Raw genomic sequence first — 24,848 nt, forward strand, 5'->3', positions numbered from 1 at the left:
GGGGCCCAGAGCGCACGTCGACGGTCAGCGGTCGACCGGTGCGGTGCCGGTCCGTTCGACCCAGTGGCCGCCCGCCGCCCACCGGTCGTGGACCGCACGCTGCAGCCTGCCGACGGGTTCGACCCGACGCGCTGCGAGCCGGTCCGTCCCGAACACGAACTTCGCGACCGACTCGTCCCCGGCCACCTCGTCGTGCGGACCGGGCGGCAGCAGCCGGAACCGCGCCGCGAACCGGGCGGTGTTCGACGCCGGACCGAGGGCGTCCGCGACGCCGGGGTCCAGCAACCACGAGGAACACACCCACGTCCGCACCGCCGTACCGGGATCGAGCGTCCGGAGCACGTCGGGTGCCGCCGCGAACGACCGGTCACAGGCGTCCGGGTCGAGCGGCCCGGTCTCGGGGACGTGCACGCCCCAGGCCGCGGTCCCGTCCGGCAGCTCGGCGGACCGCTCGAACTGGAGGCGCCCCACGGCCACCACGCGTCCGGTTGCCACCTGTGCCAGCCAGTCGAGCCCGGTGCCGTCGAGGCCGTAGCGCTCGACCTTCCGGTCGACGTCGGCGACGCTCGACGCGGCGTCCTCGGGGCTGCACCCGTGGGCGACGAGCCACCGTTCGGTGTCGGGCAGCACCGCACGGAGGGCGGCGAGGACCGCGGCCTCCCGGTCGGCCGGGTCGAGGTGCCGCACGCTCGCCTCGAGCGATGCGGTCAGCCCGGCGGGGTCCGCCGACGAGCCGACGGCGGCGGTGAGGAGCGTGACGGGGTCGGACCGGGCCTCCCGGTCCGCGCCGACCCGTCCCGCTCCGACCGGCCCCGGTACCCCCGCGGTCACTTCAGGCCGGAGGACGCGAGCCCGTCGATCACCCGGCGCTGGAGCACGATGAACAGGACGAGCACGGGGGCCATCGCCATCAAGCTGGCTGCCATGAGCAGCGGGTAGTCGATCGTCCGGTCGCTCGACAGCGTCGCGAGTCCGGCTGCGAGCGGCATGTCCTCGGCGCGGGTGGAGACGACGAGCGGCCAGAGCAGCTCGTTCCAGGACCACAGGACCGTCGTGATCGCGAGCACGCTGATCGAGGGTCGAGCCAGCGGCAGCATGATCCGCCAGAAGGTCTGGAACGGGTTCGCGCCGTCCATGCGGGCCGCTTCCTCGAGCTCGGCGGGCATGTTGAGGAACGCGGTGCGCATGAGGAACGTGCCGAAGGCGCTGAACAGCCCGGGGGCGACGATGCCGGCGAGGGTGTCGAGCCAGCCGAGGCCCTGCACGATCTGGTACTGCGAGATCAGGTACACCTGCGACGGTACGAGCAGGATCGACAGGACGATCCCGAGGATGACCGCGCGACCGCGGAACCGCATCCGGGCGAAGGCGTAGCCGGCCAGGGTGCAGAGGACGATCTGCGCCGCCGTGCGGATGAGGGTCACCCAGATCGACGTGGCGAGCTGGTCGAGGAACGGCAGCCGGTCGAACACGCGGACGAAGTTGCCCCACTGCAGGTCGCCCGGCCAGAACGTCGGCGTCGGCGACGTCACCTGTGCGTTCGTGGACAGCGCCATGATGATCTGCCAGAGGAACGGGAAGGCCATCACGAACCCGCCGACGCCGAGGACGACGTGGATCCACCAGTGGCTGCCGCCGCGGCGACCCGGACGCGACTGTGCGCGGACCGGGGTCCGGGTCCGGGTGGCGGCCTTCGTGGCAGCCGTCAGCTTGCTGCCGTGCGCGTCGATGATGCCGGTCATGACTGGACCCACTTCCGCTGGACCCGGAACTGCACGACGGTGATGATGCCGATGAGCAGGAAGATCACCATCGCGATCGCAGCCGCGAAGCCCTTGTCGTTGTCGATGAACCCGGCGCTGTAGAAGTAGAAGACGAGGGACATCGTCTTCGGGATGACCGGATTGGTGGAACCGAGGATGGCGTAGAGCAGGTCGAACAGCTGGAAGCTCGAGATCGTCGTGATGATGAGCACGAAGAAGATGCTCGGCGTCAGCAGCGGCACGGTGATCGAGTGGAACTGTCGCCAGCGGCTCGCCCCGTCGAGTTCGGCCGCCTCGTACAGCTCCGGTGGGATGTCCTTGAGCCCCGCGCCGAGGATGATCATCGAGAAGCCGAGGGACGACCAGAGCCCGACGAGCGAGACCGCGACGAGCGCGAAGCCCGGGGTCGAGATCCAGTACGGGCCGTCGACGCCGAACAACCCGAGGAACCAGTTCACGATGCCGAAGTCGCCGTTGAACATGATGCGCCAGACCAGCGCGATGGCGGCGGGCATCGCCACGTAGGGCAGGAAGAACAGGACCCGGTAGAACTGGGCGAAGCGCAGGCCCGGGGTGTTCAGCAGACTCGCGAGCCACACGGCGATCGGGATGCCGGCCAGGACGACCACCGTGTAGACGATCGTGTTGACGAGGGACTGGTACAGCTGCGGGTCGGTCACCAGGCGCTCGTAGTTCGCCAGCCCGGTGAAGCTCGAGCCGCCGAAGACCCCCCAGCTCGTGAACGAGTAGTAGAACGTCTGCAGGATCGGCCAGATGAAGAACGTGGCGACGCCGACCAGCAGCGGCAGGACGAACAGCCACGGCCAGACACCGTCGGTGCGTCGCGCCTGCTTCGACCTCGCGGGTTCGGAGGGACGGGTCTCGGGCGGCGGAGACGCCTGCGCGGCGTCCGGTCGCTGGGTGTTGATCGTCATGAGGTCGCTCCTCGGCCAGGGCGGTCGGATCGGGTGGTCCGGGTGGTGCTGCGTGCTGCTGGTACTGCGGGCGTTCGGCCCGCGGTGGGGGCTGCCGGCCGGTCAGGTGGAGCCCGACCGGCCGGCCTCCCTCACTCCTTGGCGAGTGCCGCGTCCATCTTCCGGGCGAGTTCCTCCGTCACCTGGTCGACGGGCTCGGACCCGTCGAACGCACTCGGCAACAGGTTCGTCTCCAGCGTGTTCCACGCGGCGGTGTTCTTCGACACCGGCAGCGGCTTCGCGTAGTCGACCGCGTCGAGGAAGACCTGCAGGTCCGCGTCCGGCATGGTCTTCGTGAAGGCGTCCTGCGTGCCGGTGTAGGCGGGGATGACCGCGCCCATGTCACCCTGCTGCTGCTGGGCGGGCTTGCTCGCCAGGTAGGCCTGGAGTGCCTGCGCGGCGGCCTTGTCCTTCGACCCTTCCGCGACGACGTTCGAGACGCCGTGGATGACGGTCGCCTGCTCCTTGCCCTTCGGCAGCGGGTAGGCGACGACGTCCTTCTCCATGTCGGAACCGATCAGCGCCGACCGGAACCAGCTGCCACCCTGGTACATCGCGACCTTGCCGGAGGTGAACCACTGGTCCGCCGTGGTGTCGGTCAGCTGCTTGATCGAGGGCGAGGCGCCGGACTCGATCAGGTCGGTCCAGAAGCCGATGCCCTCCTGCGCGGCCTTCGTGTCGTACGCCGACTCGTCCCCGTCGATCACGGAGCCGCCGGCCTGGAAGATCGTGTCGTAGTAGGTCGTCTGGCCGTCCATGCCCGCGGCGGCACCGTACGCGCCGTCGGACTTCAGCTTGCCGGACAGCTCGGCGCCGGTCTCCTGGAAGTCGTCCCAGGTCCAGTCCTTCGACGGCATGACGACGCCGGCCTTCTCGAACAGCGCCTTGTTCATCCAGACGCCGATGGTGTCGAAGTCCTTCGGCACGCCGTACTGGGTGCCGTCGTACGTGTAGAGCTTGTTGAGCGCTGCCGAGTAGTTCGCCGGGTCGATCGCACCGGACTCCACCGAGCCGGTGATCGGGGCGAGCTTGCCGTTGGCTGCGTACAGCTGGAAGTTCGGCCCGTTCATCCAGAACAGGTCGGGCAGGGTGTTGCTCGAGCCCTGGGTCTGCAGCTTGGTGAAGTAGTTGGCGTACGGCGTGACGTCGACGTTGACCGTGATGTCGGGGTACTCCTCGTTGAACCCCTCGATGTTGGCCTTGATCGCGTCGACCTGGTTCTGGTCCCAGACGGCGTACGTCAGGTTCGCCTTCGTGTCCTTCGCGACCTCGCCGGAACCGGAGTCGGAGGACCCCGCGGAGGAGGCGCTGCTGCAGCCGGCGAGCAGCGCGACGGCGCTGACGGCGGCTGCGAGACCGAGCAGTGCGCGGCGGCGGCCGCGGCCCGGGTGGGCGGTGGGAGCGGTCATCGGGTGGTCCTTTCGGGAACGTCGTCGCGGTCGGGAGTGGTCGCGAAGTGTCGGAGGGTGGCGTCGGGGAGCGGCGGCACGTCGATGGGGACGGAGCCGTCGCGGAGCGAGCGGGTGGCGAGCGCCCCGGCGGCGACGGCGGCCCGTGCCGCGATCGGGGACAGGGTGGTCGGCTCGCCGAACGCCAGGGAGCGGAGGAACTCGGTCATGGTGAGCAGGTCGGCGTCGGCGTGGCCGTCCTCGACGCCGTCGATCGGGTACTCGACGTCCCCGGCCACGTCCCAGTTGCGGCGGTGGTTCCAGACCTTGACCATGCCGCCGCCGGTGTCCCCGATGTTCTCGAGGCGACCGTGGGTGCCGATCACCGTGTAGTTCCGCCAGTAGTCGGGCGTGAAGTGGCACTGCTCGTAGCTGGCCTGCACGCCGTTCTCGAGCGTCATCATGACCATCGAGACGTCCTCGACGTCGACGACGGGGTTCAGGCCGGTCTGCTCGGCGGGCGGCCAGTTGTCGAACGAGAACCAGTCGGTCATCAACTCGTCACTGCGGTCCCGGCGGTCCGTGACGTCGCCGTAGACCGAGAGCGAGCCCATGCCGACGACGCGGCTGGTGTACGCGTTGGCGAGGGCGTGCACGACGTCGAGGTCGTGGCTGGCCTTCTGCAGCAGGAGCGAGTTCACGCGGCTGCGGTCGGCGTGCCAGTCCTTGAAGTAGTAGTCGCCGCCGTTGCCGACGAAGTGGCGCACCCAGACGGCCTTGACCTCGCCGATCTCGCCGCGCCCGATCACGTCGAGCATCAGGCGGACCACGGCCGCGTGCCGGAAGTTGTGACCGACGTAGAGCGGGGTACCGGTCTCGGCGGCGGTGTTGAGGACGGCGTCGGCGTCCTCGAGGGTGATGGCGAGGGGCTTCTCGAGGTAGACGGCGATGCCGGCACGGAGCAGGTCGATCGCGATCTCGGCGTGCGTCCAGTCGGGGGTGGTGACGATCGCGGCGTCGACGAGGTTCTCGGCGCCGTCGGCTCCGATCAGTGCGCGGTGGCCGTCGACGACGGTGGCGTCCGGCCAGGCATCGGCGGCTCGCTGCCGCCCCGACGCCGTGACGTCGGCTGCGGCCACGATCCGGGCGTCGACCCCGTCGACCCCGTCGGCGTCGAGTCCGGCGGCGGCGACGTGGTTCGCGATGGACGACCGCTGACCGATGCCGACCACGCCGACCCGCAGTGTTCGCGTGCTCGTGGTGCTCATCTCGCTCCCTTGCGTGATTGTGACGGCCGTGATGCCAAATCGATCATGAATGCACAATATGTGCTCATGGATCGCTCACGGAAGCGAGATACGAGGGTTTTACACGCCGGTAACGTGCCGCCCGGGCGGCCCGGGCCGCCCGGGCCGCCCGGGCCGCCCGGGCCGCGCGTCGGGCCCCTGGCGGAGGATCAGTCGGCGACGACGAGCTCCGCGCCGGCGGCGGCCAGGTCTGCGGCGAACTGCGCCGGGACGTCCCGGTCCGTCACCAGGACGTCGATGCGGTCGAGCGGGCAGATCCGGGCGAAGGTGGAGCGCTCGATCTTCGTGGAGTCGGCGACCACGATCACCCGCCGTCCGACGGAGGCGAAGTGCCGGCTGACCTCCGCCTCACCCTCGTGCATGGTGGTGGCGCCGTACTGGCCGGTCAGGCCGTCGACCCCGAGCACGACCACGTCGAGCGCGAACTCGTCGAGCGTGTCGCGCACCAGGGGGCCGATCAACTCGTAGGACTGGCGACGGGCGACGCCGCCGGTCACGACGATCTTGACGTTCGCGCGGACGGAGAGCTCGTACCCGATGTTGAGCGCGTTCGTGACGATGGTGATGCCGTACTCCCCGTCGGCGCGGAGGAAGCGCTCGCTCTTGCCGAGTTCCCGTGCCACCTCGGTCGTCGTCGTCCCGCCGTTGAGCCCGACCGTGTCACCGGGGGCCACGAGTGCGGCCGTCGCCCGGGCGATGGCGGTCTTCGCCTCGGCCTGACGGGCGATCTTGTACTGCAGGGGCAGCTCGTAGCCCGCTCCGAGTGCCGCGGCACCGCCGTGCGTCCGGGTCACCAGGCGCTGGTCGGCGAGGGTGGCGAGGTCGCGACGAGCGGTCGCCGCGGAGATCCCGAGCGCGTCGCCGATCTCGGTGATCGAGACGTTGCCGCGATCGCTCACCAACTCGAGGAGGGCGTTGAGCCTCTGCTGCGGGGTCATGGCGTCATCCTACGGGCGCTGGTCCGGCACCCTCGTGATCGGAAATGACGTTTTGTACTTGCATCGCGCACGATCGATCGTCATGCTGGCCCGTACCGATCACCAAGGATCGGTCCGACCGGAAGGACACCATGTCCGACACCTTCGTGGGCGCCGAGCTGGCATCGCAGCCGGACTCCTGGCGCTCCGCCGCGGCCCTGCTGCCCTCGTTCATCGACGTCCTCCCCCAGCCGGGTGAGCGCGTCGCCGTCATCGGCTGTGGCACGAGCTGGTTCATCGCGATGAGCTACGCCGTCGCCCGCGAGTCCGCAGGCCTCGGGCAGACCGACGCCTTCGCCGGCTCCGAGTACCCCGCCGCGCGCCAGTACGACCGCGTCGTCACCATCTCGCGCTCGGGCACCACGACCGAGATCATCGACCTGCTGCGCGCCCTGCCCGACCAGCGGACCGTGCTCATCACGGCCGTGCCGGACAGCCCGGCCGCCGCGGACGCCGACGACGTCGTCGCGTTGCCCTTCGCCGACGAGCGCTCCGTGGTGCAGACCCGGTTCGCCACCACGGCGCTCGCGCTGCTCCGCGCCTCCCTCGGCGACGACGTCGAGGCCCTCGCCGCCCAGGCCGAGACCGCGTTGACCCTGCCGATCGACGACCTGCTCGACGCCGAGCAGGTGACGTTCGTCGGCCGTGGCGCCGCGGTGGGCCTGACGTCCGAGGCCGCCCTGAAGACGCGCGAGGCCGCGCAGTTCTGGGCCGAGTCGTACCCGGCCATGGACTACCGCCACGGTCCGATCGCGATCGCGCAGCCCGGCCGCCTGGTCTGGTCCCTCGGCCCGGTGCCGGACGGTCTCGCCGACGAGGTCGCGGCCACCGGTGCCCGCCTCGTGCACCACGACCTCGACCCGCTCGCCGGACTCGTCGTCGTGCACCGGTTCGCCGTCGCCCTCGCCGAGCGCCGCGGTCTCGACCCGGACCACCCGCGCTCGCTCACCCGGTCGGTCATCCTCACCTGATGACGGCACGCGGGGCAGTGCTCGGGGTCGACGTCGGCGGCACGGGCATCAAGGCCCGACTGACCGCCGATGACGGACGGTTGCTCGACGAGCAGCGTGTCCCGACCCCGCGAGACGACCCCGCGGCCGGGGCCCTCGCCGTCGTCGTGGCCGACCTCGCCGTGCACGCGCGCTCGGTCGCCCGACAGCACGGCGCCGGCCTCGACGCCGTCGGCCTGGTCGTCCCCGGTGTGGTCGACGAGGCCGCCGGCCGCTCGGTGCTGTCCGTGAACCTCGGCTGGCAGGACGTCCCCGTCCGCCAGCGGGTCGCTGCGACCCTCCGGGCGACGGGCACCGACGTCCCGCTCGCGTTCGGCCACGACGTGCGCGCCGGGGCCCTCGCCGAGGTGCGGGCCGGCGGGCTCGACCGCGGCACGGTCGCGTTCGTCCCGGTGGGCACCGGGCTCGCGAGCGCCCTCGTCGTCGACGGGCGCGTCGTCAGCGGTGACGGCTGGGCCGGCGAGATCGGCCAGGTCCGCATCGTCCACGGTCCGCACGCGGGCCTCCGGGTCGAGGAGGTCGCCTCGGCCGGTGCCGTCGCACGCCGGAGCGGCGCACCGACCGCGCACGCCGCGATGCTCCGCGTCCGCGCCGACGACCTCGTCGCCCGCCGGGCGTGGGACGACTGCGTCGACGTGCTCGCCGACGTGCTGGCCTGGCTGACGGCCGCCGCGGGGTGTCACACCCTGGTCATCGGCGGCGGACTCGCGCAGTCCGGTCCGCTCCTGCTCGACCCCCTCACCGCGGCGCTGGGCGACCGGCTGGTCGGCGTCCGCGTCCCGGCCGTCGTCGGCGCACGGCACGGTGACACCGCCGGCGCGATCGGGGCCGCTCTCCTGGCGCAGGAGCTGCTGGACCGCGACCTCCCGAGCCACCGCCGGCAGGACGACGACCGTCCGCACCGAGACGACGGCCGGACGGCGGTGTCGGCGTGACGACGCTCGTCCGCGCCCCACGGGTGGTCACCGCCGAACTCGACCTGGTCGACGGGTGGATCACGGTGACCGACGGTCGGGTCGCCGCGGTCGGCAGCGGCCCGGCACCCTCGTGCGACCACGTGGTCGAGGCTCCCGGCACCGTCGTCCCGGGCTTCGTCGACCTCCACGCGCACGGCGCCCTCGGCCACGACTTCGCCTCGTGCTCGGCCGACGACGCCCGCGCCGCCGTCGCGCACCACGCCGGACGCGGCACGGCACACCTCGTCGCGTCGATCGCGACCGGGACGGGGCCGGACACGGTCGCCGCACTCCACCGCCTCGGACCGCTCGTCGCCGACGGCACGCTCGCCGGCCTGCACCTCGAGGGGCCGTGGCTCGCGCCCGCCCGCCGCGGCGCGCATGCGGTCGCCCTGCTGCACCCGCCGTCTGCCGCCGAGGTCGACCTCCTGATCGACGCCGGAGGCCCAGCCCTCCGGGTGGTCACGCTCGCCCCCGAACTCCCCGGTGCGATCGACGCGATCCGCCGCCTGGTCGACGCCGGGATCGTCGCCGCGATCGGCCACACCGACGCCGACAGCGAGCAGGTGCAGCGAGCGGCCGACGCCGGCGCCACCCTGGTCACCCACCTCTTCAACGGCATGCCCCCGCTGCACCACCGTGTGCCCGGTCCGGTCGGGGTCGCCCTGACCGACGACCGGCTGACCGTGGAGTGCATCGTCGACGGCCACCACCTGGACCCGGTCGCCGTCGACCTGGTCCGCCGCACCGCCGGTGACCGCCTGGTGTTCGTCTCGGACGCGATGGCCGCCACCGGCTGCGCCGACGGCGCCTACCGGATCGCCGGGTCCGACGTCGTCGTCGAGGGCGGTGTCGCGATGCTCGCCGACCGGTCCTCGCTGGCCGGCAGCACCATCACCGTCGGCGACGCCGTCGCCCGGGTCCTCGCCGCTCGTCCCGGGGGTCGGCCCGGTCGTGCTCGTCCTGACGACGTCCGGGAGGCCGTGGCCGCCTCGTCCGTCCGGGCCTCCGCGGTGCTCGGCCTGCGTCCACCCCTCACCGTCGGTGCCGCCGCCGACCTGGTCGTCCTCGACCCTGAGGGCCGCCCCACCGTCCTGGAGGTCCCCGCGTGATCGTCGTCCTCACCCCGAACCCGGCGGTGGACGTCACCTACCGCGTCGCCGAACAGGCCGTGGGTGTGACCCAGCGCGTGCTCGACGTCGCCCGCCGACCGGGCGGGAAGGGCGTCAACGTGGCCCGGGTGCTCCACGCGGCGGGCGTGGAGACGACGTCGGTCCTGCCGCTCGGCGGGACCACCGGCTCCTGGACGGCCGAGGCACTGCAGCGCGACGGGCTCACGACGACGGCCGTGCCGGTCGCCGGGGACACACGGACCACGGTGACGGTCGTCGACGACCTCGCGCACCCGACCATGTACGGCGAACCCGGACCCGCGGTCACCGCGGACGAATGGGCTGCGGTGGGCGTCGCGGTGCACGGGACCTGCGCCGCCGCGTCCGCATTCGTCGTGTCCGGGTCCCTCCCGCGCGGCGCCGATCCCCGTGTGGTCCGCCCCTGGGTCGGCGGCGCGGTCGACGCGGGGGTGCTGGTCGTGGCCGACCTGTCCGGTCCGGCGCTGCTCGAGGCCGCGTCCGCCGGCGCCACGATCTGCAAGCCGAACCGCGACGAGCTCCTCGACGCCACCGGTGCCCCGGACGAGCGGGCCGGCGCCCTCGACCTGCTCGCACGCGGAGCCGGGGTCGTCGTCGTCTCCGCGGGCTCGGCGGGCATCAGCGCGCACACGCCGGACGGGGTCGTCTCCGTCGCGGCGGTCCCCGACGTCCACGGCAACCCGACCGGCGCGGGCGACGCCGCCACGGCCGGGCTCGTCCTCGCGCTCACGGCGCCCGACGGCCGCCGCACGACGGGTGCCCCGGCGCCGGACCCCCTCGGACACGACGTCCTCCGGCACGCCCTGCGCAGCGCAGCGGCGTACGGCGCCGCCGCGGTCCTGCGCCCCGTCGCGGGCGAGGTCGACCGCGACGCCGTCGACCGATTCCTGACCCAGCTCGACCGAACCGGGAGCTCCACATGACCACCGCACTCACCCTGACCGGCATCCTCGACACCGCCCGCACCGCCCGCCGGGGTGTCGGGGCGTTCAACGTCGTGCTCCTCGAGCACGCCGAGGCCATCGTCGCCGGCGCCGAGCACGCCGGGTTGCCGGTCGTCCTGCAGGTCAGCGAGAACTGCATCCGCTACCACGGCGGCCTGACGCCGATCGTCACCGCGACCCAAGCCGTCGCGCGGGCCGCCGACGTCGAGGTCCTGGTGCACCTCGACCACATCGAGGACCGAGCACTCGTCCACGCCGGGATCGCCCTCGGCGTCGACTCCGTCATGTTCGACGGCTCGCATCTGGACCACGACGCCAACGTCGCGGCGACCCGGGAGCTGGCCGACGCGTGCCACGCCGCCGGGATCGCTATCGAGGCGGAGCTCGGCGAGGTCGGCGGCAAGGACGGTGTGCACGCACCCGGTGTCCGGACCGACCCGGACGAGGCCGCCGCGTTCGTCGACGCCACCGGCGTCGACGCCCTGGCGGTCGCGGTCGGGACCTCACACGCGATGCAGACCCGCGAGGCGTCCGTCGACCGGGACCTCGTCGAGCGGCTGCGGGCCTCCGTCCCGGTGCCGCTCGTGCTGCACGGCTCGTCGGGCCTGTCGGACGAGGAGCTCCGTGGGGCGGTCCGGGCCGGCATGACGAAGGTCAACATCTCGACGCACCTGAACGGCTTGTTCACCCGGGCCCTGCGCGACGTGCTCGACGAACGGCCGGACCTGGTCGACCCGCGCCGCTACGTCGCCGCGGGTCGGGACGCCGTGGCCGCCGAGACCGCCCGCCTGCTCACGCTCCTGGCCGGCTGAGCGGGACGACCACCGCCGGACCGTCCGTAGCGCTCACCGCGGAACGCGTCCGGCGGTCCGGTCGGCTCAGCCGCGGGTGTGGCTCGCCCAGACCGCCGCGCTGCCCTTGCGGAGCACGACGTTGCCGTCCGACTGCATCCGCAGGGTCATGCCGGTCCCGCCGCGCTTCGCCGTGCCGGTCGACCAGCGCTTCTCGCCGAAGGGACCGGCGAGCACGAGGTCGCCGCTCGGCAGGAGCAGGAGGGACGCCCCCGCACCACCGCCGGACTTCCGGAACAGGACCGTGCTGCCGGAGGTGGCGACGAGCTGCCCGTTCGAACGGACGCTGAGGCGTCGGGTACCGCTGGCGTCCCGGATCGACTGACCCGGCACGAGGGTGGCACCGGGGACGAGCCGGTCGGTGCCGGGTGCACCGTTGCGCCAGAGGACGACCCCGTCGCGCGCGGTCACGCGGACGTCGCCGGCGTCGTCAACCGTCAGGCGGGCGCCGCCGGAGGTGGTCGTCGCCGACGTGGACCAGACGACCGCGCCGGACGGTGCCACGACGGAGAGCCGGCCGCTCGGGTCGAGCCGGAGCCCGGCACCGTCGGCCTGTCCGCTGCTCTGCCAGAGGCGTCGACCGTTGCCCCACTCGACCAGGGAGCCGTCACCCTGCAGGTCCAACCAGTACTGCCCGTTCGGGGAGTGGATGGACGTCCCGGCGGGCACGGTCCGCGTCCCCGAGGTCATGGACGTGGCGTCCGCCCCGGCCGCGGCGGCCGTCGTCGTCGGCGGGGTGCAGTCCGGCGCCGTCGGGAGCACGCGTCCGAGCGCCGACCAGTTCGGCGACCCGAGTCCGGTCGCCGCGTCCCAGCCGCGGGCTGCGCGCCACGTGCCGTTGCTGCCGGTGACGACGTCGCGGAACGCGGCGGGGTTCGCGTAGAGGGCCTGGTGCACGTCGCCGACTCCGGCAGCGCACCCGCGCGCGGTCAACGCCACCGCGAGCTGTCCGGCGAGCACCGGGGACGCCAGGCTGGTGCCACCGCCGAGCACGAAACCGTGCGCGGTCGACATGTAGACCGCGAGTCCCTCGGCGGGGTCGGCGAGTGCGGCGACGTCCGGCAGCTGGCGCCTGGTCCCGCTGGTGCCCGTGCCGGTCTGCCATGCGGGCCTGGCGTAGGCCCGCGAGGTACCACCGCCACCGGCTCCGAGCGAGTTCGACCACCCGGCCTCGGTCCAACCCGTCCTGGTCTTGGTGAGCGACGTGCCCCCGACACCGACGACCGCGGGCGAGGACGCCGGGTAGGAGACGTCGCGGATGGTCGTCGTCGGGCCGGTCGGGCACTGCGCGCCGTCGTCCCCGGTCGCGGCGAAGACGGTGGCACCGGCTGCGACGATCCGCGAGAGCGCCGCGTCGAGCGCCGCCCGCGCTCCGGCCGGGGTCCGCGTCTCACAGCTGCCCCACGAGATGCTCACCGCCGTGATGCCCGCGGTGCGGACCTCGTCGGCGATGCGGCTGTAGGCGTCGTAACTGCCCCGGAAGGAGTTCTCGGTCACGTAGACCCGCTGCCGAGCGCCCGGAGCGACGGCGAGGAGCGCCTGCTGGTCGAGCGCGACCTCGGTCTCGCCCTGGTTCCCGTCGCCGACGTGGGGGTCCGCGCCCGCCACCGCGATCTGGTCGAGCGCCGGGAGCTTCCGCCCGGCCGCCACGGCGTAGGCGCTGAGGTCGTTGCGGTCCCAGCCGGAGAACTGCACGGTCGCGATGGTCGCACCGGCCCCCGCCGTCGCCGATCCGGACGACCGGTAGGCCCCGGCGAGGTCGGCGGGGGCGTACCCGCCGGGGACGGCAGCGTGGGCCAGTGCCGGGCGGGTGTCGAGCCCGAGCACGGAGACCACGGCGCCGTCGAAGGCCCGTGGCAGGGTCGGCTCGGCGACGGGGTGCATGCCGTCACCGGTGCCGACCAGTTCGACCCCGAACAGGGCCTCGGCCTGGGCAGCGGTGCCGTGTGCCTCGACCTCCCACGTGTCCGGGTCGGTCACGGTGAAGCCCGCACCCGTCAGCACGGCGCGGGCGCGGGACCGGGCGTCGTCGACGGGGGCGACCGCCGCCACCGCCGCAGCACGCTGGTCGGCGGTGTCACCCGAGGTCGACACCGGCAGGGCGGCGAGGGCGGCCGGGTCGACCGGGCGGAGGACCAGCGTCAGGTCGACCGGGGTGTCGTCGGGGGTCGCACCGGCCGTCGGGTCGGACGGCGCCGGCACACCACCGGCGGCCGGATCAGCAGGCGCGGTGGGCACGGTGGCGCTTGGCTGCGCCTGCGCGGGGAGGCCCGTGCCGGCGACGGCGAGCGCCACCACGACGGCGGCGGCGAGGAGGGTCGGCGTGCGGGGTGACATCAACGATCGCTTCCGGGGTCGGAGACGACGGCCGTCCCGGGCCGCCGGTCCGCTCGGTGACGGACGTTGCACGCTAACCCGGGGTGGCACGGGTGCTGCAGCCCCAGTTCCGGGGACCGCGGCGGGAGTTCAGCAGAGCGGGACGTTCACCGCGAGGCCGCCCATCGCGGTCTCCTTGTACTTCGTCGACATGTCGGCACCGGTCTGCCGCATCGTCTCGACGACCTGGTCGAGCGACACGTGGTGCACCCCGTCGCCGCGCAGGGCCATCCGGGCGGCGTTCACGGCCTTGTTCGCGGCGATGGCGTTCCGCTCGATGCACGGGATCTGCACGAGGCCGCCGATCGGGTCGCAGGTCAGCCCGAGGTTGTGCTCCATCGCGATCTCGGCCGCGTTCTCGACCTGCTCCGGGGTGCCACCGAGGACCTCGGCGAGCCCGGCCGCCGCCATCGAGGCCGCGGACCCGACCTCGCCCTGGCAGCCGACCTCGGCTCCGGAGATCGACGCCCGCTCCTTGTAGATCGAGCCGATCGCACCGGCGGTGAGCAGGAACCGCACGACGGCGTCGTCCCGTTCCGTCCGGGACCCGCGTGCGACCGGTCCGACGTAGGTCAGTGCGTAGGCGAGCACCGCGGGGATGATCCCGGCAGCACCGTTCGTCGGCGCGGTGACGACGCGACCGCCCGAGGCGTTCTCCTCGTTGACCGCCATCGCGGTGAGGTTCACCCACTCCATCGCGAAGAGCGGGTCGTGGTCCGGGTCGTCGCGGGTGAGCTGCTCGTACCAGTCGGCGGCGCGACGCCGGACCTCGAGTCCACCGGGGAGCGTGCCGGTGCGGCGGACGCTGCGCTCGACGCAGTCCTCCATCACGGCGTGGATGCGCAGGAGTCCGGCACGGACCTCGTCCTCGGTGCGGCTCGCGGTCTCGTTGGCGAGCGCCACACCGCTGACCGGGAGGCCCGCGGTCGCGCATGCGGACAGCAGCTCGGCTCCGCTGGAGAAGGGGTGGGGCACCGCGTCGGTCTCCACGGGGATCGCGGTGCCGGCGACGTCCTCGCCCGGCTCCTCGTCTCCGTCGCGGGCGATGAACCCGCCGCCGATCGAGTAGTACGTCTCGACCGCGGTCTCGGTCCCGGTCGCGTCGAACGTCCGGAGGCGCATCGCGTTCGGGTGCCGGGGCAACATCGTCAGCGGGTGCAGCACGATGTCGTCGAGCCGGAAGGGGACGGCGGTCCCGCTCGCCAGGGTCAGTCTGCCGGTGGACTCGAGGGCGTCGAGCGCGGCCGTCATCACGTCGGGGTCGACGTCCTCGGGTCGGTGCCCCATGAGCCCGACCGCGACGGCGCCGAGCGTCCCGTGTCCGCGACCGGTCGAGGCGAGCGAGCCGTAGAGGTCGACGCGGATCGTGTCGACCGGGCCGTCCGCCGTGCGCGCGGCGAACTCGGCGGCGGCGCGCATCGGTCCCACGGTGTGGGAGCTCGACGGGCCGACACCGATGCTGAACAGCTCGAAGACGGAGACCGGCACGACGGCGAGCCTACGCCGTCCGGACGGGTCGGCCAGTGTCGGCGTTCCGCTCGCCGGGCGGCACCCTCAGCGACGGGTGCCCTGCGTCGGCATCACGACCCAGAGCACCACGTAGGCGATCCAGAGCGGCCCGGGGAACAGGCTGAGCAGGACCCAGAGCACGCGGACGGCGGTGCGGGACCAACCGAAGCGGTCGGCGATGCCGGCACAGACCCCGGCGAGCATGCGACCGGAGCGGGGACGGTGGAGTGTGTTCGTCATGTCCCCGACGCTACGGGGTCCCGCTGCGCGGCGGCAGCCGGGCCGCACCCGGCTCGAGGGTGGGGGCAACCCCACCAGCGCTGGACGGGCCTCCCGGCAGCCGCCCTACGGGAGCAGGACGATCTTGCCGCGGGTGTGGCGCTCCTCGAGCTCGGCGTAGGCGTCCTGCACGCGGTCGAGCGGGTAGGTCGCGGCGATCGGGACCTCGATCGAGCCGTCGGCGACCATGTTCGCCAGCGCCGACAGGATCTCCGGGTCGGCGGTGTCCGCGCTGCCGGAGGCCCTGGCCCCGACCTCGGCCGCAGCGTCGAAGGCGATCACGGTCTCGATGCGGTCGGCGGGGATCCCGAGGGTGATGCCGAGGTGCACGTACTCCGGGCCGAACGTGTCGATGAGCGCGTCGATGCCGTTCGTGGCGAGTTCGCGGATGTGCTCCTCGAGCCCGTCGCCGTACGCGACCGGGCGGGCCTTCTTCCCGCGCAACCACTCGTGGTTCGCCTCGGAGGCGATCGCGATGACGTCGACGCCCTCGTTCGTCAGCAGCTGCGTGACGAACCCACCCACGCCACCGGCAGCACCGGAGACGACGACCGTCTCGCCGGCTCGCGGGTCGACGGCACGGACGGCTGCTGCCGCGGTGGTGGCGATGACGTCGAGACCGCCCGCCGCCTCCCACGAGAGCAGGCGGGGCTTCGGGACGAGCTGTCCGGCGGGGACGGAGACGTACTCGGCCTGGCTCGAGCGCTCCCACGACCAGCCCAGGACCTCGTCGCCCTCCTCGAACCCGTCGACGTCCAGGCCGATCGCGGCGACGGTGCCGGCGAGGTCGGTGCCCTGGCCGGACGGCAGTCTCGACGGGTCGTGGTCGTCCACCACGCCCTGGCGGATCGCGGACTCGCCGGGGTTGACGCCGGCGGCGCGGACCTTCACGAGCACGCGGCCGGGAGCGACGTCGGGGACCGGGACCTCGGCGACGTGCAGGACGGAGCGGTCGCCCCACTCGTCGAAGCGGACGGCGCGCATGGTGTCAGGGAGAGCAGTCATCCCGCGTCACGGTACGCCAGCGGGCCGCTCCCCGTCCGGAACGACACTTCATGGACCGCTCCATCAGCGCCCTCGTGGGACACTGACGCCATGCCCATCCTCCACAAGGACATGCAGCTGTGCATCTCGCTCGCCGCCCGCCCGAGCAACATCGGCACCCGCTTCCACAACTTCCTCTACGACGAACTCGGACTCGACTTCGTCTACAAGGCGTTCACCACGACGGACCTGCCCGGCGCGGTCGCCGGCATCCGTGCGCTCGGCATCCGCGGCTGCTCGGTGTCGATGCCGTTCAAGGAGGACGTGATCCCCCTCGTCGACGAGCTCGAGGAGTCGGCGCGGGCGATCCGCTCGGTCAACACGATCGTCAACGACGGCGGGGTCCTGACCGGCTCGAACACCGACTACGAGGCCGTCGCGTCCCTGCTTGACTCGCACGGGGCCGACCGCTCCGCCCGGGTCCTGCTCCGCGGGTCCGGCGGCATGGCGAAGGCGGTCACGGCGGCGTTCCGGGGTGCCGGGTTCGAGCAGCTCACCGTCGTCGCCCGGAACGAGGCGACCGGCAGCGCCCTCGCCGACCAGTACGGGTACGCCTGGGTCGATGCCGAGGACCGTGCCGGCGACGCCGACCTGCTCGTCAACGTCACGCCGCTCGGCATGCGCGGCGACGAGGAGACGACGCTGTCCTTCGCACCCGACCGCATCGCGTCGGCGCAGACCGTGTTCGACGTCGTCGCGTTCCCCGCCGAGACCCCGCTCGTCCGGGCCGGTCGCGAGGCCGGGGCGCACGTCATCACGGGTGCCGAGGTCATCGCCCTCCAGGCGGCCCGTCAGTTCGAGCGGTACACGGGCGTCGCGCTCACCGCGGACCAGGTCGCCCGGGCGAGCGCGTTCTCGCGCGAGGAGTAGCGCGGCACCCCCTCGCTCAGACGCCGCCATCTCGCCCGGACGCCGCGGGATCCGGCGGCGTCTCGCGTAGGGCGCGGCGTCGCACGCACACGGGGGCGTGTCAGCGCTCGCCAGCGTCAGTGGCTGCGCGCGCGTCCCGCGGCGACCCAGCCGAGCCGGCGTGCGGTCTCGCGGTTCCGGAACCAGATGCCCGGCTGCGCGATGAAGCCGGGGACGAGCGAGCCGGGACCCTTGACCGGGTTCTCACGGATCGTGACGCGGCAGCCTCGGGGGTGCGGCTCGACCTCGACCTCGACGCGCGCCTCGCCCACCGGCCAACCCCGGGCCTGGATCACCATGCGGCGGGGCTCGTCGTACTCGAGCACGTGCGTCGTGTCGTTGATCACGAACGGCCAGATGCCGAACGAGTGGTGGATCTTCGTGCCGACCGCGGGCCAACCGGGGTCCTCGCCGCGCATCCGGGAGGCTCCGACCACCCAGGTGGGGTAGAGCCAGCCGTCGCGCAGGACGTCGAAGACCTCTTCCGGCGTGCAGTGGATGATCCGGACGTTCTTCGCCATGTCAGCTCCTCGGTGCCAGGTCGACGTCAACCGGCAGCCCGTAGGTGTGCCGGAGGGCGCTCTTCGCCGCGTGCCAGCCTGCCATGCCGTGCACTCCCGGGCCCGGGGCCGCGGACTGCGACGCCAGGTACATGCCGCCGCCCATCCGCCACGGGTCACTCGAGAGCACCGGGCGCTTGACCAGCTGCCAGAAGCTCGCGGCACCGGCGGCGATGTCCCCGCCGGAGTAGTTCGGGTTGTACTGCTCCATGTCGACGGCGGTCCGGCTGTTCGTCGCGACGATGGTGTCGCGGAAGCCCGGGGCGAACCGTTCGATCTGGCGGATGACGGACTCCTGGTGGTCGACCGTCGAGCCGGCGGGGACGTGCGCGTACGCCCAGAAGACGTGTCCGCCCTCGGGCGCCCGGCTGGGGTCGACGACCGTCGGTTCGGAGCCGAGCACGTACGGCCGGTCGGGGTCCTGCCCGCGGGCGACCTGCGCCTCGGCCTCGGCGATCTCGGCGCGGGTGCCGCCGATGTGCACGGTGCCCGCGCGACGGAGCTCGGGGTTCGTCCACGGCACCGGCTCGGACAGCGCGAAGTCGACCTTCGCCGCCGCGTTGCCGAACCGGAAGCGGCGCAGTGATCCGCGCTTCGGCGACGGCAGCTGGTTCCCGGCGATGCTGAGCATGGTGGGGACGCTCGTGTCGAAGAACACCGCCTTGGCCGGTGTCAGGTCCCCGAGCGAGTGAACTTCACGGCCGGTCTCGATCGTGCCGCCGTGCGCGACGAGGTCGGCGGCGAGCGCGTCGACGATCGCCTGGCTCCCGCCGATCGGCACCGGCCAGCCGCGGGCGTGCGCGTACACGCCGAGCGAGAGCGCTGCGGCCGCGGTGGCGAGGGACGGCATGTGCTGGATCGAGTGCGCCGCCACGCCGCTGATCATCGCCGGGGCGACCTCGTCGCGGAAGCGCAGGTTCCAGGCGCGGGAGCCCTGTTCGAGCGCGCGGAGGCCGAACCGGGCCACGGTCACCGGGTGCCGTGGGACGTGCAGCAGGGCGTCGGTGGCGAAGTCGGACACCTGGTCGGCGTTCCGGACGAGCGGGGCCATGAGCTGCCGGTACGCCCCGCCGTCGATGCCGAGGCTGTCCGCGGTGCGCTCGAGGTCCTGGTACGCGATGCCCGCCCGGCCGTTGTCGAGCGGGTGGCCGTACTGGACCTCGGGCAGTCGGAGCTCGATGCGCTGCTCCATGCCGAAGGCGCGGAAGAACTCGGACTGCAGTGCCATCGGGTGCACGGCCGAGCAGACGTCGTGCAGGTGGCCCGGGAGGGTCAACTCCTTCGTCCGGGCACCACCACCGATGGTGTCGTTCCGTTCGACCACCTCGACGCTGAGCCCGGCGCGGGCGAGGGTCACCGCCGCGGCCAGCCCGTTCGGTCCGGCTCCGACGACCACCGCATCAACCATGCGGGTGAGCCTACGGAGCGGCGGCTGGACGTGGTACCGGCGCCCGGTCAGCTCGTGGTGGTGTCCGCCTCGGCCGGGTCCGTGCCGTCGTCCGACCCGTCCGCGTCCGTCGGGTCGTCGTCACCGACCGGTCGGCCCGTGCCGACGGGGTGCTCGGCGACGAGTGCCGCGAAGTCCTCGTCCAGGAGCTGCTGCACGCGCTCCTCCCGCCCGACCTCGTAGTCGTCGGCCGGCCGCTGCGCCCATCCGAGTCGTCCGACGACGGTCGTGCCGATGTCGTCCCAGGCCCGGGCCCGAGCGGCGAGCACGATGCCGTCCACGAAGTACTGGTCGTCGCGACGGGCGTCGAGCCGCCGGGCGAGTTCCTCGTACGTCGCCTCGCGCGTCCGGAGCTTGAGGTCGTCGCCGCGGCGGTAGTCGTGCTGGTGCTGCGACCTCCCGCCCTGCTTGCTCGACCGGACCCGGATCTCGCGCATCCGCTCGGCGTCGGCGCGCTGTTCCTCGGCCATCCGGTGGAGTTCCTGGCGGGTGGCGTCGGCGATGAGGGCGTGGTCGAAGTACCCCTGGTCGCGCAGGGCGTTCGTGATGATGCGGTTCGCGACGGCCACGGTGACGGCGGCCTTCGCGATGAGGAAGCCCTCGTCCACGGCGCGCTTCAGTTCGACCTGGCTGACGGGTCGGTCGCGCACGTCGGGCTTGCGTCGTCCGAACAGTGCCATGCGACGACGATACCGGCGACGGACGACGGTCCGCCCGGAGCCGGGCCCTGACCCGCGTGATGACGGACGGGAGGCCCGTGGCGGTGTCGCCACGGGCCTCCCGTCCGTCGTCGGTCGCGCAGCGACCTCAGGGCTCCGTGATGAAGCCCTCCTCCACCATCCACTCGAACGCGACGTCCGCGGGCTCGCGCCCCTCGACGTCCACCTGGCGGTTGAGCTCCTGGAGCACCGCATCGGTGAGCTTCGGCGAGATCTGGTCGAAGACCCCCTCGAGCTGCGGGTACTCCTCGAGCGCCGAGGTCGACAGCACGGGGGCGACGTTGTACGCCGGGAAGAACCCGCGGTCGTCCTCGAGCACGCTCAGCCCGAGGGACTTGATGCGGCCGTCGGTCGTGAAGACCTCGCCGAAGTTGCACGTCCCGCGGTCGGTCGCCGTGTAGACCGTGCCGGTGTCGAGGATGTCGACGTTGTCCTTCGGGATCGCGCCGTCGCCGGACCCACCCAGCGTCAGCCCGTACTTCTCGAGCATCGGCTTGAAGCCGTCGGCACGGGAGTTGAACTCCGACTCGACGCAGAACGTCCGCTGGTCGGCGGGCAGCTCCGCGATCTGGGACAGCTTCGTGATGCCGCCGAGGTCCTCGACCGCTTCCTTCCGGACGGCGAACGCGTACGTGTTGTTCATCGGCGCCGGCGCCAGCCAGGTCAGCCCGTTGCCGGCGTCCTCGTCCTTGACCGCCTGCCACTGCTCGGTCTTGTCCGGGATCCCCTCCTTGTGCCCCATGAAGGTCAGCCAGGCGGTTCCCGTGTACTCGTACGTCATGTCGGCGTCGTGCGAGGTCATGAGCTGCCGGACGGCCACCGAACCGGGCACGTTCGTCTCGTCGGTGACGTCGAAGCCCGCGGCCGAGGCGGCCAGCACGGCGATCTTGCCGAGCACGAGCTGCTCGGTGAAGTTCTTCGACGTGACGGTGAGCGGGGCGTCCTCGGGCAGGCTGTCGATCTGCTCGATCGTGCCGGGCGCGGCAGCCGGCACGAAGGACGCTGCGGGCTGCAGCCCGCAGCCGGCCAGGAGGCCCGTGGTGACGCCGGCCAGGGCGGCAGCGGTCAGCAGCCGGCGGGCACGGCGGGTGGTGGGTCGGCGGGTCATCGGAGTCCCTTCGGTCGGGCGTACGTCTCGACGATGCGGCCGAGCCAGTCGATCGACAGGGCGAGCAGGGCGATGAGGAGCGCGCCGGCGACGAGCACCTTCGGCAGGAAGAGGTTCACGCCGGTGGTGATGAGCAACCCGAGGCCGCCGGCACCGATGAACGTGGCGAGGGCGGCGGAACCGACCAGGAGCACGAGCGCGGTGCGGATGCCGGCGAGCATGACGGGTACGGCGAGGGGCAGTTCGACCTTGAGCAGCACCGCGGCGGCGCTCATGCCCATCCCCCGGCCGGCTTCGACGAGACGGGCGTCGACGCTCTCGATGCCGATGATCGTGTTCCGCAGGACGGGCAGGATCGCGTAGAGCACGAGCGCGACGACCGCGGCCCAGAACGTGAACCCGAGCCAGAAGGCCAGGAGCACGACGAGGCCGACCGCGGGGGCCGCCTGGCCGAAGTTCGCGACCGCCAGGATCGTGCCGCTCGCCTTCCGCAGCGGGCCGCGCGTGAGGGCGATGCCGAGCGGGATGGCGACGACGAGCACGATGATCGTCGACACGACGGTGAGCAGGACGTGCTGCCAGGCCAGGTCGAGCAGCCCGGACGGGTTGAGCGTGGTCCGCTCGGTCGGGGTGAGGTCCGCGGTGGCGAGCCACACCGCGAACGCGGCGAGGACGACGAGGATCACGACCGGCTGGATCACCAGCCCGCGCCAGCTGGTCCGCTTCCCGGTCGCCGGGGAGGCGGTGACGACGTCGCTCACCGGTCGTCCCGGCCGTCGGCGGGCACCGCGTCGGTGTCGAACGAGTCGCCGGCGGACCCGGCGGGCTCGTCCCCGAGGTCGACGGCCGGGCTGCTCGGCATCGCCTGGAGGGGGTTCGTGTTCGTCCCGACCGGGGTGTACGCCTGGTCCTCGGCAGCCGCGGCACGGGTGCGGGTGATCGCGTCCATCACCGTCTCGACCGTGATGACGCCCCGGAAGGCGTCCCGGCGACCGGTGACGAGCGCGGCGCCGGCGCTCGAGACGAGCATGGTGTCGAGCGCGTCGTTGAGGGTCGATGCCTCGGAGACGACGGGCAGACCCGCCTCGATGCCCTCCGGGATCCGGTCCAGGCGCTCGAGCTGGCGGCGCGACGGCCACCCGATCGGCCGCTGACGCCGGTCGACGACGACGGCGTGCCCGTGGCCGCCGGCCTCGCGCATGCGCTGCAGGACGGCCTCGGTCTGCTCGCCCGGCGAGCAGGTGACCGCGTCGGCCAACCCGACCTCGCGGACACGGGTGAGCGTGAGCTGCTTGAGCCCGGCGCCCGACCCGATGAAGTTCTCGACGAACTCGTTCGCGGGCTCGGCGAGGATCCGCTCCGGGGAGTCGTACTGCACGATGTGCGCGCCCTCGGAGAACACGACGATCCAGTCGCCGAGCTTCACGGCCTCGTCGAAGTCGTGCGTGACGATGACGATCGTCTTGTGCAGCTCCGCCTGGATCCGGATGAGCTCGTCCTGCAGGCGCTGTCGCGTGATCGGGTCGACGGCACCGAAGGGCTCGTCCATGAGCAGGACGGGCGGGTCGGCGGCCAGGGCACGGGCGACACCGACGCGCTGCTGCTGACCACCGGAGAGCTCACGGGGGTAACGGTCGCGGTAGGTGTCGGGGTCGAGCGACACCAGGTCGAGCAGTTCGTCGACGCGGGCGGCGATCTTCTCCTTCGACCAGCCGAGCATCTTCGGCACGACCGCGATGTTCGCCGCGACGGTCATGTGCGGGAAGAGGCCACCGGCCTGGATGACGTAGCCCATCCGGCGGCGCAGCTCGTCGCCGTCGATCTTCGTGACGTCGTCGTCACCGACGACGATGCGTCCCTCGGTCGGTTCGATAAGCCGGTTGATCATCTTCAGCGTGGTGGTCTTGCCGCAGCCCGAGGGGCCGACGAGCATGACGATCTTGCCGGCCGGGATCTCGAGCGTGATGCCGTCGACCGCGGGCTTCGCCTGGCCCGGGTACCGCTTCGTCACCTGGTCGAGCAGGATGCTCCGGCCGGTGACGTCGGTGTCGGGCGCGGTGGTCGGGGAGTCAGTGCTGGACACGGATACCTCTCGAGGTGGTCAGGCGGCCGAGGCCGAGGAGCAGGAGGTCGAGGACCAGGGCGAGCAGCACGACGCCCACGGTGCCGACGACCACGGAGTTGAGGGAGTTCGCACCGCCGAGGCGGGAGAGCCCGGAGAAGATGAAGCTGCCGAGCCCGGGGCCGAGTGCGTACGCCGCCACGGCGGCGACGCCCATCACCATCTGCGCGGAGACCCGCACGCCGGTGAGGATGATCGGCCACGCCATCGGCAGTTCGACCTGCACGAGGGTGCGGAAGCGGCTCATCCCGATGCCCCGGGCCGACTCGACGACGGCGGGCGGGATCTCGTTCAGCCCGACGACCGCGTTGCGGAGGATCGGCAGCGCGGCGAAGAACGTCACGGTGACGACGGACGGCACGACGCCGAACCCGAGCGGCACGAGCAACAGGCCGATCACGGCGAACGAGGGCAGGGTGAGCCCGATCGTGGACACCTCGTTCGCGGCGGACCGCAGACCGGGGATCCGGTAGACGAGCGCCGCGAGGACCACGGCGATGACGGTCGCGAGCACGACGCACTGGACCACCAGTGAGAAGTGCTGCCAGGACGAGAACCAGATCTGGTCCCATCGCTCGGCGATGTACTGGAACACCGGTTCTCCGCTCCCTCCGGTCGGCAGTTCGACCCACGGAACGGGGCACGAACGGCCCCAAGCTACGCAGGTCCCCGACGTCCGGCCGACTGCGGGGCAACCGTTCCCGGGTGAACACCCATCGAACGTGCGATGAGAACCCCTGATGAGAGCAGAGCTGTACCGGGCACCCTGGGAGAACGGTAACGATCAGGAGGGATCGTCGGCTACAGGCCCGATCCGCGCCCCGTGACCTTCTCGCGCACGGCACGCATCCGCTCGACGACCCGGTCCGACTCCTGCACCGCGACCCGCTCGGCCGTGAGCAGCAACCCGGCGACCTGCTCCGCGGTCCGTCCACCGCTGTCGTTCCACCGGGTCAGGTCCCGCACGCGGGCCATCCGGACGTCGGGAGCGGGGCACCACGTCACCGGGGACCCTTCGGACACGGCGAGCGCGTGCCAGACGAGGTCGAGGGAGCGCTGCACCGGCTGTGCGTGCACCGCGTGTGGACCACCGGCAACGTCGACCACGGCGCCGACCAGGCACGCCCCGACGAGGGGCCGGCCGGTGACCTCGGTGGCGGCGGCGCTCGAGGCGGTCCGGGTCCGTCCGCGGTCGTCGAGGTAGGCGAACCAGGCGTGCTGGATCCACCCGCGCTCCACGACGGCTCGTGCGTCCGAGAGCACGCGCTGCAGGTCGGCGAGTTCGGCCTGGTCCGCCTCGAGACGCCGCAGGTGGGCTGCGGTGCGTCGTGCGGCGAGGTGGTCGAGCGCCCGCCGGACCCGGCTGCGCCGGTCGGGGACGGGACGACGGGAGGGAGCGGCGTCGGTGGCGACGTCGTGCTGGACGCGGAACTCGAGGGTCATGAGGGCCCCTC

General features: G+C 72.6%; 24 protein-coding genes. 6 read left to right on the forward strand and 18 right to left on the reverse strand.

Features of this window, described 5'->3' with window-relative positions; all coding sequences use genetic code 11:
- Positions 1–24: 24 nt before the first annotated feature.
- The 6 genes from DEI83_RS01735 to DEI83_RS01760 all read right to left on the reverse strand — a co-directional run bounded on the left by DEI83_RS01735 (position 25) and on the right by DEI83_RS01760 (position 6,370).
- Positions 25–831, reverse strand: a complete 807-nt coding sequence (locus tag DEI83_RS01735; protein ID WP_111080068.1) for a hypothetical protein — start codon at positions 829–831, stop codon at positions 25–27.
- Positions 828–1,742 carry a carbohydrate ABC transporter permease gene (locus tag DEI83_RS01740; protein ID WP_111080069.1) on the reverse strand — a complete coding sequence of 305 codons (915 nt, stop codon included), beginning with the start codon at positions 1,740–1,742 and terminating at the stop codon, positions 828–830. The genes DEI83_RS01735 and DEI83_RS01740 overlap by 4 nt, the downstream gene beginning before the upstream one ends.
- Positions 1,739–2,698, reverse strand: coding sequence for a carbohydrate ABC transporter permease (locus tag DEI83_RS01745; RefSeq protein ID WP_111080070.1), 960 nt, complete (start codon positions 2,696–2,698; stop codon positions 1,739–1,741). Before DEI83_RS01745 ends, DEI83_RS01740 begins: the two co-directional genes overlap by 4 nt.
- Positions 2,699–2,829: 131 nt before the next feature.
- Complete coding sequence (locus tag DEI83_RS01750; protein ID WP_111080071.1) at positions 2,830–4,146, reverse strand: sugar ABC transporter substrate-binding protein; 1,317 nt, start codon at positions 4,144–4,146, stop codon at positions 2,830–2,832.
- Positions 4,143–5,393 (reverse strand): Gfo/Idh/MocA family protein, encoded by a 1,251-nt coding sequence (locus tag DEI83_RS01755; protein WP_111080072.1) that lies wholly within the window; start codon positions 5,391–5,393, stop codon positions 4,143–4,145. Before DEI83_RS01755 ends, DEI83_RS01750 begins: the two co-directional genes overlap by 4 nt.
- A gap of 188 nt (positions 5,394–5,581) precedes the next feature.
- Entirely contained in the window at positions 5,582–6,370 is a 789-nt protein-coding gene (locus tag DEI83_RS01760; protein ID WP_111080073.1) for a DeoR/GlpR family DNA-binding transcription regulator, read from the reverse strand.
- A gap of 131 nt (positions 6,371–6,501) precedes the next feature.
- Here DEI83_RS01760 and DEI83_RS01765 point away from each other — a divergent pair, with 131 nt between their 5' ends.
- Genes DEI83_RS01765 through DEI83_RS01785 form a run of 5 tightly spaced genes read left to right on the forward strand, consistent with a single transcriptional unit; the run spans position 6,502 to position 11,282 of the window.
- Positions 6,502–7,380, forward strand: coding sequence for an SIS domain-containing protein (locus DEI83_RS01765; protein ID WP_111080074.1), 879 nt, complete (start codon positions 6,502–6,504; stop codon positions 7,378–7,380).
- On the forward strand, positions 7,380–8,354 hold the full coding sequence (locus DEI83_RS01770) for an ROK family protein (protein WP_111080075.1): 975 nt from the start codon (positions 7,380–7,382) through the stop codon (positions 8,352–8,354). The genes DEI83_RS01765 and DEI83_RS01770 overlap by 1 nt, the downstream gene beginning before the upstream one ends.
- Positions 8,351–9,487, forward strand: coding sequence for an N-acetylglucosamine-6-phosphate deacetylase (locus DEI83_RS01775; RefSeq protein WP_111080076.1), 1,137 nt, complete (start codon positions 8,351–8,353; stop codon positions 9,485–9,487). Before DEI83_RS01770 ends, DEI83_RS01775 begins: the two co-directional genes overlap by 4 nt.
- Positions 9,484–10,449, forward strand: a complete 966-nt coding sequence (locus DEI83_RS01780) for a 1-phosphofructokinase family hexose kinase (RefSeq protein WP_111080077.1) — start codon at positions 9,484–9,486, stop codon at positions 10,447–10,449. Before DEI83_RS01775 ends, DEI83_RS01780 begins: the two co-directional genes overlap by 4 nt.
- Complete coding sequence (locus DEI83_RS01785) at positions 10,446–11,282, forward strand: class II fructose-bisphosphate aldolase (protein WP_111080078.1); 837 nt, start codon at positions 10,446–10,448, stop codon at positions 11,280–11,282. Before DEI83_RS01780 ends, DEI83_RS01785 begins: the two co-directional genes overlap by 4 nt.
- A gap of 66 nt (positions 11,283–11,348) precedes the next feature.
- Here the strand turns inward: DEI83_RS01785 and DEI83_RS01790 are convergent, their stop codons facing one another.
- The 4 genes from DEI83_RS01790 to DEI83_RS01805 all read right to left on the reverse strand — a co-directional run bounded on the left by DEI83_RS01790 (position 11,349) and on the right by DEI83_RS01805 (position 16,490).
- Positions 11,349–13,658 (reverse strand): S8 family serine peptidase, encoded by a 2,310-nt coding sequence (locus DEI83_RS01790; RefSeq protein WP_111080079.1) that lies wholly within the window; start codon positions 13,656–13,658, stop codon positions 11,349–11,351.
- A 129-nt stretch (positions 13,659–13,787) separates the two neighbouring features.
- Positions 13,788–15,185: an L-serine ammonia-lyase gene (locus DEI83_RS01795; protein ID WP_111080080.1), complete on the reverse strand. Its 1,398-nt coding sequence runs from the start codon at positions 15,183–15,185 to the stop codon at positions 13,788–13,790.
- A gap of 66 nt (positions 15,186–15,251) precedes the next feature.
- Entirely contained in the window at positions 15,252–15,446 is a 195-nt protein-coding gene (locus DEI83_RS01800) for a PspC domain-containing protein (RefSeq protein ID WP_111080081.1), read from the reverse strand.
- Positions 15,447–15,551: 105 nt separating this feature from the next.
- Positions 15,552–16,490 carry an NADP-dependent oxidoreductase gene (locus DEI83_RS01805; RefSeq protein ID WP_111080082.1) on the reverse strand — a complete coding sequence of 313 codons (939 nt, stop codon included), beginning with the start codon at positions 16,488–16,490 and terminating at the stop codon, positions 15,552–15,554.
- Between the two features lie 90 nt (positions 16,491–16,580).
- Here DEI83_RS01805 and DEI83_RS01810 point away from each other — a divergent pair, with 90 nt between their 5' ends.
- Positions 16,581–17,399: a shikimate 5-dehydrogenase gene (locus DEI83_RS01810; protein WP_111080083.1), complete on the forward strand. Its 819-nt coding sequence runs from the start codon at positions 16,581–16,583 to the stop codon at positions 17,397–17,399.
- 116 nt (positions 17,400–17,515) lie between these two features.
- On the opposite strand, the gene DEI83_RS01815 is transcribed toward DEI83_RS01810, so the two are convergent.
- The 8 genes from DEI83_RS01815 to DEI83_RS01850 all read right to left on the reverse strand — a co-directional run bounded on the left by DEI83_RS01815 (position 17,516) and on the right by DEI83_RS01850 (position 24,837).
- Positions 17,516–17,959, reverse strand: coding sequence for an SRPBCC family protein (locus DEI83_RS01815; RefSeq protein ID WP_111080084.1), 444 nt, complete (start codon positions 17,957–17,959; stop codon positions 17,516–17,518).
- Between the two features lies 1 nt (position 17,960).
- Entirely contained in the window at positions 17,961–19,406 is a 1,446-nt protein-coding gene (locus DEI83_RS01820) for an NAD(P)/FAD-dependent oxidoreductase (RefSeq protein ID WP_111080085.1), read from the reverse strand.
- A 47-nt stretch (positions 19,407–19,453) separates the two neighbouring features.
- Complete coding sequence (locus DEI83_RS01825) at positions 19,454–20,125, reverse strand: hypothetical protein (RefSeq protein WP_111080086.1); 672 nt, start codon at positions 20,123–20,125, stop codon at positions 19,454–19,456.
- Between the two features lie 127 nt (positions 20,126–20,252).
- Complete coding sequence (locus DEI83_RS01830; protein ID WP_111080087.1) at positions 20,253–21,272, reverse strand: glycine betaine ABC transporter substrate-binding protein; 1,020 nt, start codon at positions 21,270–21,272, stop codon at positions 20,253–20,255.
- Complete coding sequence (locus tag DEI83_RS01835) at positions 21,269–22,033, reverse strand: ABC transporter permease (RefSeq protein ID WP_111080088.1); 765 nt, start codon at positions 22,031–22,033, stop codon at positions 21,269–21,271. The genes DEI83_RS01830 and DEI83_RS01835 overlap by 4 nt, the downstream gene beginning before the upstream one ends.
- A complete protein-coding gene (locus DEI83_RS01840) occupies positions 22,030–23,355 on the reverse strand; it encodes an ABC transporter ATP-binding protein (RefSeq protein WP_111080089.1) in 1,326 nt (441 codons plus the stop codon). Before DEI83_RS01840 ends, DEI83_RS01835 begins: the two co-directional genes overlap by 4 nt.
- The gene (locus tag DEI83_RS01845; protein ID WP_111080090.1) at positions 23,342–23,989 is read right to left on the reverse strand and encodes an ABC transporter permease; all 648 of its coding nucleotides are present in this window, start codon (positions 23,987–23,989) and stop codon (positions 23,342–23,344) included. The genes DEI83_RS01840 and DEI83_RS01845 overlap by 14 nt, the downstream gene beginning before the upstream one ends.
- Positions 23,990–24,195: 206 nt before the next feature.
- Positions 24,196–24,837, reverse strand: coding sequence for a hypothetical protein (locus DEI83_RS01850; protein ID WP_111080091.1), 642 nt, complete (start codon positions 24,835–24,837; stop codon positions 24,196–24,198).
- Between the last annotated feature and the right edge of the window lie 11 nt (positions 24,838–24,848).

Origin of the sequence: Curtobacterium sp. MCBD17_021 (genome assembly GCF_003234525.1) — a bacterium.
In the GTDB taxonomy this organism is placed as follows: Bacteria; Actinomycetota; Actinomycetes; order Actinomycetales; family Microbacteriaceae; genus Curtobacterium.

Coding starts and splice junctions, on each gene's coding strand:
- DEI83_RS01740 (WP_111080069.1), bottom strand. CDS start 1,742: ATGACCGGCATCATCGACGCGCACGGCAGCAAGCTGACGGCTGCCACG.
- DEI83_RS01745 (WP_111080070.1), bottom strand. CDS start 2,698: ATGACGATCAACACCCAGCGACCGGACGCCGCGCAGGCGTCTCCGCCG.
- DEI83_RS01750 (WP_111080071.1), bottom strand. CDS start 4,146: ATGACCGCTCCCACCGCCCACCCGGGCCGCGGCCGCCGCCGCGCACTG.
- DEI83_RS01755 (WP_111080072.1), bottom strand. CDS start 5,393: ATGAGCACCACGAGCACGCGAACACTGCGGGTCGGCGTGGTCGGCATC.
- DEI83_RS01760 (WP_111080073.1), bottom strand. CDS start 6,370: ATGACCCCGCAGCAGAGGCTCAACGCCCTCCTCGAGTTGGTGAGCGAT.
- DEI83_RS01765 (WP_111080074.1), top strand. CDS start 6,502: ATGTCCGACACCTTCGTGGGCGCCGAGCTGGCATCGCAGCCGGACTCC.
- DEI83_RS01770 (WP_111080075.1), top strand. CDS start 7,380: ATGACGGCACGCGGGGCAGTGCTCGGGGTCGACGTCGGCGGCACGGGC.
- DEI83_RS01785 (WP_111080078.1), top strand. CDS start 10,446: ATGACCACCGCACTCACCCTGACCGGCATCCTCGACACCGCCCGCACC.
- DEI83_RS01790 (WP_111080079.1), bottom strand. CDS start 13,658: ATGTCACCCCGCACGCCGACCCTCCTCGCCGCCGCCGTCGTGGTGGCG.
- DEI83_RS01800 (WP_111080081.1), bottom strand. CDS start 15,446: ATGACGAACACACTCCACCGTCCCCGCTCCGGTCGCATGCTCGCCGGG.
- DEI83_RS01805 (WP_111080082.1), bottom strand. CDS start 16,490: ATGACTGCTCTCCCTGACACCATGCGCGCCGTCCGCTTCGACGAGTGG.
- DEI83_RS01810 (WP_111080083.1), top strand. CDS start 16,581: ATGCCCATCCTCCACAAGGACATGCAGCTGTGCATCTCGCTCGCCGCC.
- DEI83_RS01815 (WP_111080084.1), bottom strand. CDS start 17,959: ATGGCGAAGAACGTCCGGATCATCCACTGCACGCCGGAAGAGGTCTTC.
- DEI83_RS01820 (WP_111080085.1), bottom strand. CDS start 19,406: ATGGTTGATGCGGTGGTCGTCGGAGCCGGACCGAACGGGCTGGCCGCG.
- DEI83_RS01825 (WP_111080086.1), bottom strand. CDS start 20,125: ATGGCACTGTTCGGACGACGCAAGCCCGACGTGCGCGACCGACCCGTC.
- DEI83_RS01830 (WP_111080087.1), bottom strand. CDS start 21,272: ATGACCCGCCGACCCACCACCCGCCGTGCCCGCCGGCTGCTGACCGCT.
- DEI83_RS01850 (WP_111080091.1), bottom strand. CDS start 24,837: ATGACCCTCGAGTTCCGCGTCCAGCACGACGTCGCCACCGACGCCGCT.